The following is a 15,706-nucleotide window of genomic DNA, read 5'->3' as shown; positions in this document are numbered from 1 at the left end:
CTCGACCGCCGGGGGGGCCCGCGCCGCGACGCACCTTTCTCGACCTTTCTCGGCGGCGCTCGGCGTTGCACGAGCGATCGACGCCCTCGGTCGGCGACCATGAAGCAGTCATGAGTGTCACCGAGCTGCTGCGCGCGAAGTCATCGTCCACGGGGGGCGGCACCGACCGCCGCTCACTGCAACGGGCCCTGCTCGCAGGCGCCGGAGCGGCGGCCGCCTCCGCGTGCGCTGTCGTCCTGCCCGCCCTGCTGGTCTGGGTCGCGAGTCCGCAGAGCACCGTCGACTGGACCACGGCCCTCGGGGTGGGCGCGAGCCTGTGGCTCCTGGGCACCGGCGCTCACCTCACGGTCGGGGCGGCTCACGTGACCGTGGTGCCGCTGGCCTTCCTGGCGCTGGCGGTCTGTGGCGCGGCCTGGGGCGCCGTCCGCGCGGCCCGGCCGGCGGCTCAGGAGACCCGCCTGTCCTACGCAGCCGACCTCGTGCACCGGCCGGTGGCCCACGCCTTGGGCGCCTGGACCGCCGGGTATGCCGCCTGCGCCTTCCTGTGGTCGGTGGTCGCCCTGGTGGCCGGCCCCAGCCCGTCCGTCCTCAGCCTCCTGATGCCGGTGGTCGTCGTGCCTGCCCTCGCCGCCGGCCTGGCGCTCGGGTGGCTGGTCCGCAGGCGCCGAGACCTGCTCGGCCCCGGCGCCCGCCGGCCCGACTGGCTCCCCGATGTCGTGCGGCGGGCGGTGCGCCCGGGGCTGGAGGGTGCAGGCGTGCTGCTGACTGCGGGCATCGTGGTCGTGGTCCTGATGGTCGTGCTCAGGTACGACCGCGTGTCCCACCTGCAGTCCACGCTGGCGCCGGGGCTGCTCGGCGGCCTCGTCCTCCTCCTCGCGCAGGTGCTGGTGCTGCCGAACCTCGCTCTCTGGGCGGTGTCGTTCGTGTCCGGCACCGGGTTCAGCGCGGTCCAGGGCGCCTCGGCCACCTGGACCGGCAGCCGGACCTCGCTCCTGCCGATGGTCCCGGTCCTCGGCGCCCTTCCCGACCCGGGCGCCTTCCCCGGCTACCTGCCTGTCGTGGCGCTCCTCCCGGTGGGCGTCGGGGTGCTGGTCGGGTGGCGCTCGCTGCGATCCGTCGCACGGCTGTCCACGGGGCGCACCAAGGTTGCCGTCACGGCGGCGGCAGTCGTGGTCGCGGCGTGCGCCGTGGGGCTCCTCGATGTCGTCGGTGGGTCGTCTCTCGGGTCGGTCCGCCTCTCCCACATCGGCGCCCCGGCCGGGTCGATGACGCTGGCGCTGCTGGTCGAGCTCGGCGTCGGCGCCGCTCTTGTGCTGGCGTGGGACCGCTGGAAGCTTCGGCGCTAGGGCCCTCAGGCCGGACGCCGATGCGGCCGGCACCCGCGCACTCGGTATCGTTCAGGAGTGACCTCGCCTGCGCCGACCGGGACCCTGGCGTCCGCCGGCATCAAGGGAAGCACGGGGGTCGTCGTCCTCGTCTCCGGCTCGGGAACCAACCTCCAGGCCCTCCTGGACGCCGCCGCCGACCCGGCGTACGGCGTCCGCATCCTTGCCGTGGGAGCGGACCGCACCGGCATCGCGGGTCTGGAGCGCGCGCAGGCCGCGGGCGTCCCCACCTTCGTCTGCCGGGTCGAGGACCACCCGACCCGGGGCGAGTGGGACGCCGCACTCGCCGAGCTGATCGGTGACCACGGTCCGGCGTTCGTCGTGTCGGCGGGGTTCATGAAGCTGCTCGGCCCGCAGGTCCTCGGCCGGTTCACCGTGCTCAACACCCACCCGGCGCTGCTGCCCGCGTTCCCCGGCGCCCACGCAGTCCGCGACGCGCTGGCGGCAGGGGTCGCGACCACCGGCTGCACGGTGCACGTCGTCGACTCGGGGGTCGACACGGGGCCGGTCCTCGCGCAGGTCGCCGTGGACGTCCGGCCCGGGGACACCGAGGATGCGCTGCACCAGCGCATCAAAGCAGTCGAGCACCCGCTGCTCGTCGAGATCGTGGGCCGCGCGGCCCGCGAAGGAATCACCGTCACCCAGGGGAAGGCCACCATTCCGTGACCCAGCAGTCGAGCGACCAGACCGTCGAGACCGACGAGCCCTCGTCCGGGCGGCGCCCCGTGCGGCGCGCCCTCGTCTCCGTGTACGACAAGACCGGGCTCGAGGAGCTGGTCCGCGGGCTGCATGCGGCGGGCGTCTCGGTCGTCTCCACCGGCGGGTCGGCGGCCCTCATCGAGCGGCTCGGCCTGCCCGTGACAAAGGTCGAGGACCTCACCGGCTTCCCCGAGTGCCTCGAGGGCCGGGTCAAGACCCTGCATCCGCGGGTCCACGCGGGAATCCTCGCGGACACCCGTAAGGACGACCACGTTCGTCAGCTGGCCGACCTGGGGATCGAGCCGTTCGAGCTGGTCGTCGTCAACCTCTACCCGTTCCGCGAGACCGTCGCCTCGGGGGCCAGCCCAGACGAGGTCATCGAGCAGATCGACATCGGTGGTCCGTCCATGGTCCGCGCTGCCGCGAAGAACCACCCGAGCGTTGCGGTGGTGACCGACCCGGCGGCATACGGCGCGGTGCTCGAGGCGGTCGCAGCCGGTGGGTTCACCCTCGCAGAGCGCAAGCTGCTCGCCGCGCAGGCCTTCGTGCACACGGCCGACTACGACACCGCCGTCGCGAGCTGGATGGGCAACGTCTACACCGACACCTCGTCGGGGTCAGGCTTCCCGGCCTGGACGGGTGCGACCTTCACCCGCGCGGCGGTGCTGCGCTACGGCGAGAACCCGCACCAGCGCGCCGCGCTCTACCGCCACTGGCGCCCCGGCGTCGCGTCTGCCGAGCAGCTGCACGGCAAGGAGATGTCCTACAACAACTACGTCGACACCGACGCAGCCGTGCGCGCCGCGCACGACCACGGCGACCAGCCGACCGTGGCGATCGTCAAGCACGCCAACCCCTGCGGCATCGCCGTGGGCAGCACCATCGAGGACGCGTATGCCGCGGCGCACGCCACCGACCCGGTGTCCGCGTATGGCGGCATCATCGCGGCCAACCGCCCGGTGAACCTCGCGATGGCGAGCCGCGTCAAGGACGTGTTCACCGAGGTGATCGTGGCGCCGGACTTCGAGGATGACGCGCTGGAGCTGTTGCAGCAGAAGAAGAACATCCGGATCCTGCGGCTGCCTGCCGACCTGACGCACTCGGCGGACCGGGTCGAGACCCGGCCGATCAGTGGTGGGCTGCTCATGCAGACCGTCGACCGGGTCGACGCCGTCGTCGAGGGCGACCAGCCGGGCGGTGACGACGCGGCGCGCTGGCGGCTCGTGTCGGGCGAGGCCGCCGACGAGGCAACGCTGGCCGACCTGCAGTTCGCGTGGCGGGCGATCCGCGCGGTGAAGTCCAACGCGATCCTGCTGGCCAGCGACGGGGCGGCGGTCGGGATCGGCATGGGGCAGGTCAACCGGGTCGACTCGTGCCACCTCGCCGTTTCACGGGCCGGAGCCGAGCGGGCGACGGGGTCGGTGGCCGCGTCGGATGCCTTCTTCCCGTTCGCCGACGGTCTGCAGGTGCTGCTGGACGCGGGCGTGCGTGCCGTCGTGGCGCCTGGCGGGTCGGTGCGCGACCAGGACGTCATAGACGCTGCCCAGGCCGCGGGCGTGACGATGTACTTCACGGGCACCCGCCACTTCGCCCACTGACCCGCCACGCGCGTCGCGCGTCGCGGCGTACCTCTCGCCCACCGCTGTCCGCTCCTAGGGGCGGGGAGGGGCAGGGGGGACGCCGAGGGCGACGACGAGATCGGCCACCACCCGCGGGTCGTCCAGGGTCTCGCCGAACAGCTCCCGCAGCTGCCCGACGCGGTAACGGACCGTCTGCGCGTGGACGTAGAGCGCCTCGGCGACGGGTTCGCGCCGCCCGCGATGGAGCAGCCATAGCCGCAGGGTCTCCTCCAACCGCTCCCGGGCGGCCGGCGTGAGCTCGGTCATGGGAGCGAGCGCGCGGGCGCGCAGGTCGGCGAGGGCCTGGGGGTCGGCCCCCAGGACGATCTCGGCCAGGTGCGCCTCGGTGTCGTATGCCGCGCGGTGCTCGCCGCGAGTGGCCCGCCCCCGCAGGGCGCGAGCATGCGAGGCGGCGGCCTCTGACCACGGACGGGTCGGTCCGAGGACGGCGTCGTGGTCCTCCAGAGCTCGCATCAGCCGCGGGCGGGCGGCGTCGCTCAGACCCGGGATGATCACGGCGGCGACCTCCTCGGCGCTGTCGACGCCCGGGACGTCCTCCGCCAGCACCAGGGACCTCGGGTCGACCTGGCTGCGGGCGTGGTGCAGCTCGCGCTCGGGGACGAGCAGGACCGTCAGGGTCTTGGGCAGGTCCCACCCGGCGACGTCGGCCCGGCGCGTCACGGCGTCGTCTGACGCGCCCCGGAGCAGGTCGAGGGCCAGGCGTTCGAGCTGGCGCTGCTGCGCCCGCTCGGCCGTGGCCAGCTCGTCGGCATGGCCGGCCACGCTGGCGGCCGACAGCTCGTCGATGTAGGCGAAGACCAGCTCAGCGAACTGCGCCAGGAGGGCGGCGCTCATGCCGGCCTTGACGGCCTCCTCGCTGAGCCCGCGCCACGAGACCCGGGCGCCGATCCGGTAGGCCGACAGGAGTGCATCCATGCTGCGGCCGCTGCGGGCCTCTCCGCGACCCAGGCTGTAGGACGCCTCGCGCGCCGGTCCCAGCGGCATACTCGGGTCGTCGGAGCGGGCGACGATGTTGAGGAACGTGCCCAACGCGACCCGGACGGCGGACTCGATGTTGCCCACGAGGTACTCGCGCGCGCTGGCATAGCTCGGCACCTCCTCGATGATGGCCTCGACGGCGTGCGTGGCGACGCCGGGCAGGGCTCCCTTGAGCTGGGCGAGCACGTCGGGGGAGAACTGGACGGCGGCTGCACGTTCGGTGGGGGTGGAGCGGGGCTCGGGGCTCATGTTTGTTCCTTACGAACAAATGACGGGCGCAGGCTCACCCACCACGGTCAGGTAGTTACTCTACCCGGGCATCCATCATGGAACCATGACCGCAGTTCTCCCACTTCGCGCGACCGGCCCCATCCGGCCGTCGCTGCGTTCTGCCCTCCGGCGGGTCGCCGAGGCAGCGGTGACCCCGCTGCTCCCCGACGACTACCTCGACCTCGTCGCACCGTTGCGTGCGGGCGCTGACCTGCGCGGTCGAGTCGTGTCGGTGACCCCCGAGACCCGTGATGCCGCCACCGTGCACATCAAGCCCGGCCGTGGCTGGCGCGGCCACGTCCCCGGCCAGTACATCCGCATCGGCGTCGACGTCGACGGCGTGCGGAACTGGCGTGCCTACTCGCTCACCTCACCGGTGACCGCGCCGGACGGGATCATCTCGATCACCGTCAAGGCGATCCCGGATGGCAAGGTCAGCAACCACGTCGTGCGCGCCCTCCAGCCCGGCACGCTGATCCACCTCGACCAGGCGACCGGCGAGTTCACGCTGCCGTCGCCGCGCCCCGCCCGGGCACTGTTCGTCACCGCAGGGTCCGGCGTGACCCCCGTCATGGGCATGCTGCGCAACCACCTCGACGAGCTCCAGGACGTCGTGGTGGTGCACTCGGCGCCGACCGAGCCTGACGTCATCTTTGCCGCCGAGCTGCGCGCGTGGGCGCGGGACGGCCGAGTCCGCCTCGTCGAGCGCCACACCGACCTCGATGGCATGGTCGGCACGGCCGACCTCGACGAGCTGGTGCCGGACTGGCGCTTCCGCGAGACCTGGGCCTGCGGACCCACCGGCATGCTCGACGCCTTCGAGGCCGCCTGGGCCGACGCCGGCCTCGCGGACCGCCTCCACACCGAGCGCTTCCGCCCGGTCGTCATCGCCGAGGGCGAGGGCGGCACGGTCACCTTCGCCGGGCAAGCCATCACCGTCGACGCCGACGGTGCCACCCCCATTCTCGACGCGGGCGAAGCCGCCGGTGTGCTCATGCCGTCCGGATGCCGCATGGGCATCTGCTTCGGCTGCGTCGTACCCCTCAAGGAAGGCGCCGTGCGCGACCTGCGCAACGGCGACCTCACCATTGCCGCCAAGGGCGACGGCATCCGCATCCAGACGTGTGTGTCGGCCGCTGCCGGCCACTGCGAGATCGATCTCTAAGGAGAACCCATGACTGCCACCGCAGAGAAGTTCGACCTCACCATCGACGGTTCCGCCGCATCCACCCCCAAGGCTCCCGGCACCCCCTCGGCCCGCACCACGAACAGCCGCCTGTCCACGGCGATCGCCGAGCGCCGCCACGTTCCCAAGCGCTCCGGCAAGTCCGACCCGACGGCACACCTCACGGCAGAGGACGTCGAGGCTCTCGCCATGGAGCTCGACGCCCTGCGCCAGGAGGTCCTCGCCTCGCGCGGGGCCGGAGACGCGGCATACATCCGCAAGGTCATCGACGTGCAGCGCAAGATCGAGCTCGCGAGCCGCGCCGTGCTGCTGTTCTCGATCTTTCCCCCGGCCTGGGTCCTCGGCACCGCGGGGCTGTCCGTCGCCAAGATCCTCGACAACATGGAGGTCGGCCACAACATCCTCCACGGCCAGTGGGACTGGATGCGCGACCCCAAGATCCACTCCACGACGTGGGAGTGGGACAGCGCTACCCCCGCCGAGCTGTGGAAGCACAGCCACAACGAGCTGCACCACACCTACACGAACGTGCTCGGCAAGGACAACGACCTCGGCTACGGCATCATGCGCGTCGACGAGGACCAGCGCTGGGTGCCGGCCTACCTCGGCCAGCCGCTCTACAACTTCCTCAACATGTGCTTCTTCCAGTACGGCATCGCCGCCTACGACCTCGAGATCGGCAAGCAGCTCGCCGGTCGCGGCGACAAGGCGACGTTCCGCCGCAACGGAAAGCTGGTCCTGCGCAAGGTCGGCCGTCAGGCTCGCAAGGACTACCTGATCCACCCGCTGCTGTCGGGCCCGTCGTTCCTGCACACGATGGCGGCCAACGCCACCGCCAACTTCGTCCGCAACGTCTGGACGCACTCGATCATCATGTGCGGCCACTTCCCGGCCGGTGTCGAGACCTTTGCCCGTGCCTCGATCGACGGCGAGAGCCGTGGCGAGTGGTACCTGCGCCAGATGCTCGGCTCGGCCAACATCTCCGGCAGCAAGGCCATGCACATCATGTCCGGCAACCTGAGCCACCAGATCGAGCACCACCTGTTCCCCGACCTCCCGAGCAACCGCTACGGCGAGATCGCTCCTCGGGTCCAGGAGATCTGCGAGCGCTACGGCCTGACCTACACCACGGGCCCGCTCTACAAGCAGGTCGCCTCCGCCTGGGGCCAGGTCATCGCGTTGTCACTGCCGAACCCCCAGCCTGGCCGCAACCGCCTGGGCATCGCCGCCGAGACGATCGGCAAGCAGCTGCGACGCTCGCTGCGCACCAAGCGCGCGGTGCGCACCGCCTGACGCACTGCCTCCGCGGAGGGCTCCTCATCGGGAGCCGAAGCCGCGCACTCGTCGAGCCCCGCGCCTCCCCGGTGCGGGGCTCGATGGCGTCGCGAGACCGTCGGGTCCCCGCGTGTACCTCGTTGTCGCGGTAGAGAGCAAGCCGGTATTCGGGATCGGAATATGCCCTTGTGCCCCATGGGCGCGCGGCAGGACGGTGATGCAACGGGCTGACGCGCGCCCGATGACCCTTGGCAGGGAGGGGATGGGGATGTCAAAAACCAGCTACCGAATGAGCGCCGCAATGGCGGCGGTTGTCGTCACTACAGCATTGGTAGGGGCCAGCGGATCGCAAGCGACGAGCCCCTCACAAAGGGACCTTCTGGTGCGAGAGGTGTTTGCGGGTTGGTCTCAGCCGACGCAGGCCCAAAGCGGTGCGCGCATGCGTATCCCCACCGAGGCGCTCGCGGCCTTGTCCAGACTGAAGCACGCCCAAGCGCCTCCTTCCTTGACGGACCAGGCCGTCGTTGCGCCATATCGGGACATTGCAAGTGCCATCTCCCGCACGACCGTGCGACTCACCGTCACGACGGGTCAGACCTCGCAGCTCGGCCCCATGCCTTCGCGAAAGGGAGCGTCGGCGCAGGTCGCCCTGACCGCCGCGTCGACCATCTGTGGGTGGGTTGAGGCGACCGAGAACCGGTATGCCGGGTGGCCGGACTACAGCTGGGAGTACAGCTGGCACAACCATCTTGACACGTGCTGGAACGGCTCGACGGTGACGCAACTGAACTCGGCCTATGTCTATGTGAACCATATCCAGACCGGGTGGAACTACCGCGGAGAAGTATCGTCATCGGTCGGGTCCGCCGGTGGATGGCAGCTTCAGGACTTCAAGCAGAGCCAGATGGAGTTCTGTGTTCTCAAGTACGGCTGCATCGAAGGCATGTATCCGTCGGCGCAGATCATCCAATATGGAAACGGAACGAACGCGATATCGCGCCGTACGACCGGCTGATGCGGAGATCTCTGATGACCTCAGTCCTGAGAACCATGACGATCCTGTTCGTGGCATTCTTCCTCGCCGTCTTTGCCCTTGTCGTCCAGGGAACGATGGATGAGCGCAAGCTGTTCGTCCTCTGGGCGATCTTCGGCTTGGCAATCCATGCGGTCCTCGCGGCTCGTCGGAAGCGATCGATGAAGCGGGACTCTGGCTAGCCCGCCTGCACAAGGTGACCCAGCCGGACGACAGTGCGGGCTGGTCAACCCGCGGGGCCGTCCTGAGCGTCCAGCCACGCCCGCACGCTCTCGTCGTGCTGCCCGAGTGTGGGTGGGGCGAGGTGCTCGGCCCTGCCGCCGGCATACGGGAGGTCGTCGAAGCGGATCGGCGGCCCCGGCAGCTCGATCGGACCCAGCACGGGGTGGTCGACGGATAGCACCAGACCCTGCGACCGGGTCTGCTCCCAGTCGTAGACGCGGTCGATGGTCCGTAGCTCGCCTGCGGGGATGCCGAGCTCGGCCAGTCTCGGTAGGAGCTCCTCGAGGTCGTATGCCGCGAACGCGGCGTTGAGCGCGTCCGTCACCCGCTCGCGGTTCACGGCTCGCTGCCGGTTGGTGGCCATACCCTCGGCGGCCGGGTCGATCCCGAAGGCCGTTGCGAGCCGCACCCACAGCGCCTCACTCCCGCACGCCACCTGGACGTCGCCGTCCTTGCAGTGGAAGAGCCCGTACGGCGACAGCGACGGGTGGTGGTTGCCCTCGGGGTGGCCGACCTCGCCTGCGACCGTATAGCGCGTGCCCTGGAACGCGTGCGCCCCGACGATGGCGGCCAGCAGCGAGGTGCGCACCACCCGCCCGCGGCCCGTTCGGCTCCGCTCGTGCAGTGCCGCCATCACGCCATACGCGCCGTAGGTCCCGGCGAGCACGTCGCCGATCGGGACCCCGATGCGGGTCGGGCTGCCGGCGTCGGGGCCGGTGACGGACATCAGGCCGGCCTCGCCCTGGGCGATCTGGTCATAGCCGGCGCGGCCGCCCTCGGGCCCGTCGTGGCCGAAACCGCTGATCGACAGGACCACGAGCCGCGGGTTCAGCTCGTGGAGGCGCTCGGTGTCGAAGCCGAGCCGCGCCAGCACGCCCGGCCTGAAGTTCTCGATGAGGACGTCCGCCTGCCTCACGAGGCGGGTCAGGACGTCGCAGCCGTCGTTGGACTTGAGGTCGAGGGTGATCGACTCCTTGTTGCGGTTGCAGGACAGGTAGTAGGTCGAGATCGGGTCGTCCTCGGGACCCACGAACGGCGGTCCCCAGCCGCGGGTGTCGTCGCCGTGTCCAGGTGTCTCGACCTTGATGACCCGAGCACCCATGTCTCCCAGCATCATTCCCGCGTGGGGACCTGCCAGGGCGCGCGAGAGGTCGATGACGGTGATGCCCTCGAGCGGTGCGTCCACGGTCGCAGCCTAGGCGTGCCGTCGGCCCGAGGATCGTGAGGGACCACGGGCGTGGCGACCGGCTCGCGCGGGGGGCGGGTCGGCGGAGAGGGACGCGTGGCAGGATACGGGACCGTGACGGCACGCATCCTCGACGGCAAAGCGGTCCTGGCGACCATCAAGGGCGAGCTCCGGGACCGGGTGACAGCCCTGCGGGAGCAGGGCGTCGTGCCCGGCCTCGGCACCGTGCTCGTGGGGGAGGACCCGGGCAGCCAGTGGTATGTCGGCGCCAAGCACCGCGACTGCGCCGAGATCGGGATCACCAGTATCCGGCGTGACCTGCCGGCCAGCGCCACGCAGACGGAGGTGGAGAGCGTCATCGATGAGCTCAACGCCGACCCGGACTGCACCGGCTTCCTCGTGCAGCAGCCCACCGGGCTGGACGAGTTCGCGCTGCTGTCCCGGGTCGACCCGCTCAAGGACGTCGACGGTCTGCACCCCACCAACCTCGGCTGGCTCGTGCTCGGCAAGGAGGCGCCGCTGCCGTGCACCCCCGCAGGCTGCATCGAGCTGCTGCGCCGGTTCGACGTGCCGATCGCGGGCGCCAGGGTGGCCCTGGTCGGCCGTGGCATCACCGTGGGCCGGCCCCTCAGCCTCATGCTGACGCGACGCAGCGAGAACGCCACCGTCGTCGTCTGCCACACGGGCACGCGTGACCTGGGCGCCGAGCTGCGTGAGGCGGACATCGTCATTGCCGCGGCGGGAGTTCCCGGCCTGGTGACCCGCGACATGGTCAGGCCTGGCGCGGCCGTCCTCGACGTCGGCGTCAGCCGCATCATCGCCGAGGACGGCACCTCCAAGGTGGCCGGAGACGTCGCACCCGACGTGGCAGAGGTGGCCGGCTGGGTCAGCCCCAACCCCGGCGGGGTCGGCCCGATGACCCGGGCCATGCTCCTGTCGAACATCGTGGCGGCAGCCGAACGGCAGCTCGCCCAGACCTCCGCGACCTCGGCCTGACGGCGGCGGGGCTCCGATGACCACGCCGCGCCTGGGGTGGTGGTGGGCCGCCACACCCGTGTTCGCAGGCGGGGTCGTGCTGTTCGCCACCGACCATGTGCGGCTGGCCGGCTACGCGATGGCGGCGGGTCTGCTCCTCGGCGCCCTGCTGCGGCTCGTGCTGCCGACCGCACGCAGTGGTGGCCTTGCCGTGCGGTCGCGAATGGTGGACGTCGTCAGCATGACCGCCCTCGGCGTGGCACTGGCCGTCATCACCGCGCTGCTGGACCTGAGCCCGCGCGGCTGATCGACGCTGGGGTTCGGGGCGACCTTGGCGCCCGACCGGCATACGACGCGGCCGCCCCCTCTGGGGGAGCGGCCGCTGGACGTATGCCGGAGAGCCGGGTCAGCCGATGAGCCCGAGCCCCTTGACGGCCTCGCGCTCCTCTTCGAGCTCCTTGACGGAGGCGTCGATCTTGGCGCGCGAGAAGTCGTCGATCTCCAGACCCTGGACGATCTCCCAGCGGCCGTCCTTGACCGTGACGGGGAACGAGGAGATGAGGCCCTCGGGCACACCGTAGGACCCGTCGGAGCACACCGACATCGAGACCCAGTCACCCTCGGGGGTGCCCAGCGCCCAGTCGCGGGCGTGGTCGACCGTGGCGCTGGCGGCCGAGGCGGCCGACGACGCGCCCCGCGCCTCGATGACCGCGGCGCCGCGCTTGGCCACGGTGGGGATGAAGGTGTTCGCGAGCCAGTCCTGGTCGCCCACGGCCTCGGCGGCGTTGCGGCCGGAGACCTCGGCGTGGAACAGGTCGGGGTACTGGGTGGCCGAGTGGTTACCCCAGATCGTCATCTTGCGGATCTCCGTGACCGGCACGCCCAGCTTGGCCGCCAGCTGGCTGATCGCGCGGTTGTGGTCGAGCCGGGTGAGGGCCGCGAACCGCTCCCGGGGGATGTCGGGCGCGTTGCTCATGGCGATGAGGGCGTTGGTGTTGGCCGGGTTGCCCGTCACCGTGACGTGGATGTCGTCGGCGGCGACGGAGTTGAGGGCCTTGCCCTGGGGGGCGAAGATGCCGCCGTTGGCCTCGAGCAGGTCGCCACGCTCCATGCCGGGCCCACGCGGGCGGGCACCGACGAGCAGCGCGTGGTTGACGCCGTCGAAGACCTTGGCCGGGTCGTCGCCGATCTCGACCTTGGCGAGCGTCGGGAAGGCGCAGTCGTCGAGCTCCATGACGACGCCCTCGAGAGCCTTCAGCGCCGGGGTGATCTCCAGGAGCCGCAGCTCGACCGGGGTGTCCGGGCCGAACAGCGAGCCGCTCGCGATGCGGAACAGCAGGCTGTAGCCGATCTGGCCGGCGGCGCCGGTGACGGCGACCTTGACGGGGGTGGTGCTCACGATGGGCCCTCCACTCGGGGTGTGGCAGTACGGGTCAGGACAGCTACCGGCGACGTTAGCAGGGCTTCAGGGCCCTGGTTCCAGGTGGTTAGGGTCGTGACATGCCGACCCCTGACTTCGTCCTGGCCCTGCGCGAACGGATCGGCCACGAGCCGCTGTGGATGCCCGGGGTGACGGCGGTTCTGCGCAACGAGCATGGCGAGGTGCTGCTGGTCCGGCGAGCGGACTTCGGGCACTGGAGCCTGGTCAGCGGCATCCTCGAGCCGGGGGAGCAGCCTGCGGTGGGGCTGCTGCGCGAGATCGAGGAGGAGACCGGAGTGACCGCCGAGATCGAGGCGCTGACCGCGGTGTGGAGCTTGCCGGAGGTGACGTACCCGAACGGCGACCGGGCGCAGTACCTCGACCTCTGTTTCCTCGCCCGGCACATCTCGGGGGAGGCCCGGGTCAACGACGACGAGTCGCTGGAGGTCGGCTGGTTCGCCCCCGAAGCCCTGCCAGCGGGGCTCGTGGAGCGGTCGCGGGTCAGGCTCGAGCGGGCCCTGTCCTACGACGGCAGCGTGTGGTTCCAGGAGGCGTGAGCTGAGCCTCAGGACACGCGACTGAGCCGGAAGACCGGCATGACGCGCGTCGTCTTGGTCTCGTAGTCACCGAAGCCGGGCCGTTCCGCGACGATGCCGGGCCACACCTCAGCCCGCTCCTCGGGCGTCAGCTCACGCGCCTCGACGGGGAAGGTCTCGGTGCCGACCTCCACCTCGAACCGAGGGTGGGCCTTGAGGTTGTAGTACCAGTCCGGGTTGCTCGGCGCACCGCCCTTGGAGGCGACGACGAGCATCGTGCCGTCGGCTTGGGGAAAGTAGACCAGCGGCGACACCCGGGTGGTGCCGCTCTTGGCGCCCACGTGGTGGAGCAGGATCATCGGCGCGCCCTCGAAGTACCCCCCGACCTTGCCGCCGTTGGCTCGGAACTCGCGGATGACGCCGTCGTTCCAGTCGCTCATGCCTGCTGCAACCTGCCCGGAGCGGCCCGCATTCCAGCGCGGGCCGCTCCGGGTCGGCGCGAAGCCGCCGCCCCTGTCAGGTCAGGCTGGCGAGGGCCGAGTTGAAGGTCGGGGACGGGCGCATCACGGCGCTCGCCTTGGCCTCGTCGGGCCGGTAGTAGCCGCCCAGGTCGACCGGCGAGCCCTGCACGCCCAGGAGCTCGGCATTGATGGTGTCCTCCTGCTCCGCGAGCGTGCGCGCAACCGTGCCGAACGCCCCGGCCAGCGCCGCGTCCTCACTCTGGTCGGCGAGCTCGTGGGCCCAATACAGCGCCAGGTAGAAGTGGCTGCCACGGTTGTCGATCTGGCCGACCTTGCGGGCCGGGGACTTGTTCTCGTTGAGCAGCCGCTCGGTGGCGCGGTCGAGGGTGTCGGCGAGGACCGCGGCGCGGGCGTTGCCGGTCGTGGCGGACATGTGCCGCAGGCTCTCGGCCAGGGCGAGGAACTCGCCGAGGCTGTCCCAGCGCAGGTAGTTCTCCTTGAGCAGTTGCTGGACATGCTTGGGAGCGGAGCCGCCCGCGCCGGTCTCGAACAGGCCGCCGCCGTTCATCAGGGGCACCACCGAGAGCATCTTGGCGCTGGTGCCGAGCTCGAGGATGGGGAACAGGTCGGTGTTGTAGTCGCGCAGCACGTTGCCGGTCACCGAGATGGTGTCCTCGCCCTTGCGGATGCGCTCGACGGAGAACGTCGCTGCGTCGACCGGGGACATGATCTGGAGGTCGAGGCCCTCGGTGTCGTAGTCCGCGAGGTAGGCCTCGACCTTGGCGATGAGGTTGGCGTCGTGGGCGCGCTCGCGGTCGAGCCAGAAGACCGCGGGGGTCTGTGAGGCGCGGGCCCGGGTCACGGCGAGCTTCACCCAGTCGCGGACGGGGGCGTCCTTGGTCTGGCAGGCGCGCCAGATGTCTCCGGGCGCGACGTCGTGCGCCATGAGCACCTCGCCCGCGGCGTTGACCACCTGCACTGTGCCGGGCTCGGAGATCTCGAACGTCTTGTCGTGGCTGCCGTACTCCTCGGCCTTCTGGGCCATCAGCCCGACGTTCGGCACCGAACCCATGGTGGTCGGGTCGAAGGCGCCGTGCGCGCGGCAGTCCTCGATCACGGCCTGGTACACGCCGGCATACGAGCTGTCGGGGATGACCGCCAGGGTGTCGTGCTCCTCGCCGTCGGCGCCCCACATGTGGCCCGACGTGCGGATCATGGCGGGCATCGAGGCGTCGACGATGACGTCGCTGGGGACGTGGAGGTTGGTGATCCCCTTGTCGGAGTTCACCATCGCCAGCTCAGGGCCGGCCGCGAGGCCGGCCTCGATGGCGCTACGGATCTCCGCGCCGTTGTCGAGGCCGTCGAGGCCGTCGAGGATCGAGCCGAGGCCGTTGTTGGGGGAGAGGCCGGCCGCCGCGAGCTGGGTGCCGTAGTTGGCGAACACCTCGGGCAGGAACGCGCGCACGACGTGGCCGAAGATGATCGGGTCGGAGACCTTCATCATCGTCGCCTTGAGGTGCACCGAGAACAGGACACCCTCGGCCTTGGCGCGCGCGATCTGCGCGGTGAGGAACGCGTCGAGGGCGGCGGCCCGCATGACGGTCGCGTCGACGACCTCGCCCTCGAGGACCGTCAGGCCGTCCTTGAGGACCGTGGTGCCGTGGGCGCCGACGAGCTGGATGGTGAGGGTGTCGGCGCTGCGCATGACGACCGACTGCTCGTTGGAGCGGAAGTCGCCCTGGCCCATGGTGGCCACATTGGTCGCGGAGTCGGGCGACCACGCACCCATGGAGTGCGGGTGCCGGCGGGCGTAGTTCTTGACGGCGGCGGGGGCCCTGCGGTCTGAGTTGCCTTCGCGCAGAACGGGGTTCACCGCGCTGCCCTTGACGCTGTCGTATCGCGTGCGGGCGTCGCGCTGCTCCTCGGTGGTCGCCTCGTCGGGGTAGTCGGGAAGCGCATAGCCCTGCGCCTGCAGCTCGGCGATGGCCGCCTTCAGCTGGGGCACGGAGGCGGAGATGTTGGGGAGCTTGATGATGTTGGCCTCGGGCGTGGTCGCCAGCTGGCCCAGCTCGGCCAGGGCGTCGCCGATGCGCTGGTCCTCGGGAAGCAGGTCGTCGAACGCCGCGATGATGCGACCGCCGAGCGAGATGTCGCGGGTCTCGACCTCGACTCCGGCCGTTCTGGCGAAGGCCTCGATCACCGGCAGGAACGAGTAGGTCGCCAGCATCGGCGCTTCGTCGGTGAGCGTGTAGATGATCTTGGCCATGGAGCGGCTCTTTCCCTGAGATGTGGACCGCCCTGGGCGGTCGGGCGCAAGCGTGCTCAGGCTATCGAACCGGCGCCGGCGCTCGACGTCCACGTCCCGTCCAGGCCGGGGCTGCGCTCGGTCGAAAGGACGAGGGCCGGCTCAGCGGATACGGCGGCTGATGGAGGACGAATC

General features: G+C 70.9%; 15 protein-coding genes. 10 read left to right on the top strand and 5 right to left on the bottom strand.

The features are described from left to right. Positions 1–110 precede the first annotated feature (110 nt). The 3 genes from VGN50_RS09270 to purH are packed head-to-tail and all read left to right on the top strand — an operon-like array spanning position 111 to position 3,682. Complete coding sequence (locus tag VGN50_RS09270; protein WP_327444469.1) at positions 111–1,346, top strand: DUF6350 family protein; 1,236 nt, start codon at positions 111–113, stop codon at positions 1,344–1,346. A 57-nt stretch (positions 1,347–1,403) separates the two neighbouring features. Next, positions 1,404–2,051 (top strand): phosphoribosylglycinamide formyltransferase, encoded by a 648-nt coding sequence (purN, locus tag VGN50_RS09265; protein WP_327444468.1) that lies wholly within the window; start codon positions 1,404–1,406, stop codon positions 2,049–2,051. After that, on the top strand, positions 2,048–3,682 hold the full coding sequence (gene purH / locus VGN50_RS09260) for a bifunctional phosphoribosylaminoimidazolecarboxamide formyltransferase/IMP cyclohydrolase (RefSeq protein WP_327444467.1): 1,635 nt from the start codon (positions 2,048–2,050) through the stop codon (positions 3,680–3,682). Before purN ends, purH begins: the two co-directional genes overlap by 4 nt. Positions 3,683–3,736: 54 nt before the next feature. On the opposite strand, the gene VGN50_RS09255 is transcribed toward purH, so the two are convergent. Further along, on the bottom strand, positions 3,737–4,951 hold the full coding sequence (locus VGN50_RS09255) for a helix-turn-helix domain-containing protein (RefSeq protein WP_327444466.1): 1,215 nt from the start codon (positions 4,949–4,951) through the stop codon (positions 3,737–3,739). 85 nt (positions 4,952–5,036) lie between these two features. Here VGN50_RS09255 and VGN50_RS09250 point away from each other — a divergent pair, with 85 nt between their 5' ends. From VGN50_RS09250 to VGN50_RS09235, 4 genes are all read left to right on the top strand, one after another. Next, on the top strand, positions 5,037–6,137 hold the full coding sequence (locus VGN50_RS09250) for a ferredoxin reductase (RefSeq protein WP_327444465.1): 1,101 nt from the start codon (positions 5,037–5,039) through the stop codon (positions 6,135–6,137). Positions 6,138–6,146: 9 nt separating this feature from the next. Beyond that, positions 6,147–7,451, top strand: a complete 1,305-nt coding sequence (locus tag VGN50_RS09245) for an acyl-CoA desaturase (RefSeq protein ID WP_327444464.1) — start codon at positions 6,147–6,149, stop codon at positions 7,449–7,451. Positions 7,452–7,872: 421 nt separating this feature from the next. Continuing rightward, positions 7,873–8,448 carry a hypothetical protein gene (locus tag VGN50_RS09240; RefSeq protein ID WP_327444463.1) on the top strand — a complete coding sequence of 192 codons (576 nt, stop codon included), beginning with the start codon at positions 7,873–7,875 and terminating at the stop codon, positions 8,446–8,448. A 35-nt stretch (positions 8,449–8,483) separates the two neighbouring features. Continuing rightward, entirely contained in the window at positions 8,484–8,648 is a 165-nt protein-coding gene (locus tag VGN50_RS09235) for a hypothetical protein (protein WP_327444462.1), read from the top strand. Positions 8,649–8,692: 44 nt separating this feature from the next. On the opposite strand, the gene VGN50_RS09230 is transcribed toward VGN50_RS09235, so the two are convergent. Further along, on the bottom strand, positions 8,693–9,874 hold the full coding sequence (locus tag VGN50_RS09230) for a CoA transferase (RefSeq protein ID WP_327444461.1): 1,182 nt from the start codon (positions 9,872–9,874) through the stop codon (positions 8,693–8,695). A gap of 114 nt (positions 9,875–9,988) precedes the next feature. Here VGN50_RS09230 and VGN50_RS09225 point away from each other — a divergent pair, with 114 nt between their 5' ends. Further along, the gene (locus VGN50_RS09225) at positions 9,989–10,870 is read left to right on the top strand and encodes a bifunctional methylenetetrahydrofolate dehydrogenase/methenyltetrahydrofolate cyclohydrolase (RefSeq protein ID WP_327444460.1); all 882 of its coding nucleotides are present in this window, start codon (positions 9,989–9,991) and stop codon (positions 10,868–10,870) included. Between the two features lie 16 nt (positions 10,871–10,886). Continuing rightward, a complete protein-coding gene (locus tag VGN50_RS09220; protein ID WP_327444459.1) occupies positions 10,887–11,156 on the top strand; it encodes a DUF3017 domain-containing protein in 270 nt (89 codons plus the stop codon). A 99-nt stretch (positions 11,157–11,255) separates the two neighbouring features. Here VGN50_RS09220 and VGN50_RS09215 read toward each other — a convergent pair whose 3' ends face one another. After that, positions 11,256–12,248, bottom strand: a complete 993-nt coding sequence (locus VGN50_RS09215) for a malate dehydrogenase (protein ID WP_327444458.1) — start codon at positions 12,246–12,248, stop codon at positions 11,256–11,258. Positions 12,249–12,349: 101 nt separating this feature from the next. On the opposite strand from VGN50_RS09215, the gene VGN50_RS09210 reads away from it, so the two are divergent. Then, positions 12,350–12,826: an NUDIX domain-containing protein gene (locus tag VGN50_RS09210; RefSeq protein ID WP_327444457.1), complete on the top strand. Its 477-nt coding sequence runs from the start codon at positions 12,350–12,352 to the stop codon at positions 12,824–12,826. Positions 12,827–12,834: 8 nt separating this feature from the next. Here the strand turns inward: VGN50_RS09210 and VGN50_RS09205 are convergent, their stop codons facing one another. Further along, positions 12,835–13,245: a nitroreductase family deazaflavin-dependent oxidoreductase gene (locus tag VGN50_RS09205; protein ID WP_327444456.1), complete on the bottom strand. Its 411-nt coding sequence runs from the start codon at positions 13,243–13,245 to the stop codon at positions 12,835–12,837. 76 nt (positions 13,246–13,321) lie between these two features. Then, positions 13,322–15,532, bottom strand: a complete 2,211-nt coding sequence (locus tag VGN50_RS09200; RefSeq protein ID WP_327444455.1) for an NADP-dependent isocitrate dehydrogenase — start codon at positions 15,530–15,532, stop codon at positions 13,322–13,324. Positions 15,533–15,706: the final 174 nt, after the last annotated feature.

This window comes from Pedococcus sp. (assembly GCF_036000045.1).
In the GTDB taxonomy this organism is placed as follows: Bacteria; Actinomycetota; Actinomycetes; order Actinomycetales; family Dermatophilaceae; genus Pedococcus.
Note: the sequence above shows the minus strand (reverse complement) of the source record. Positions and strands in the feature narration are given on the sequence as shown.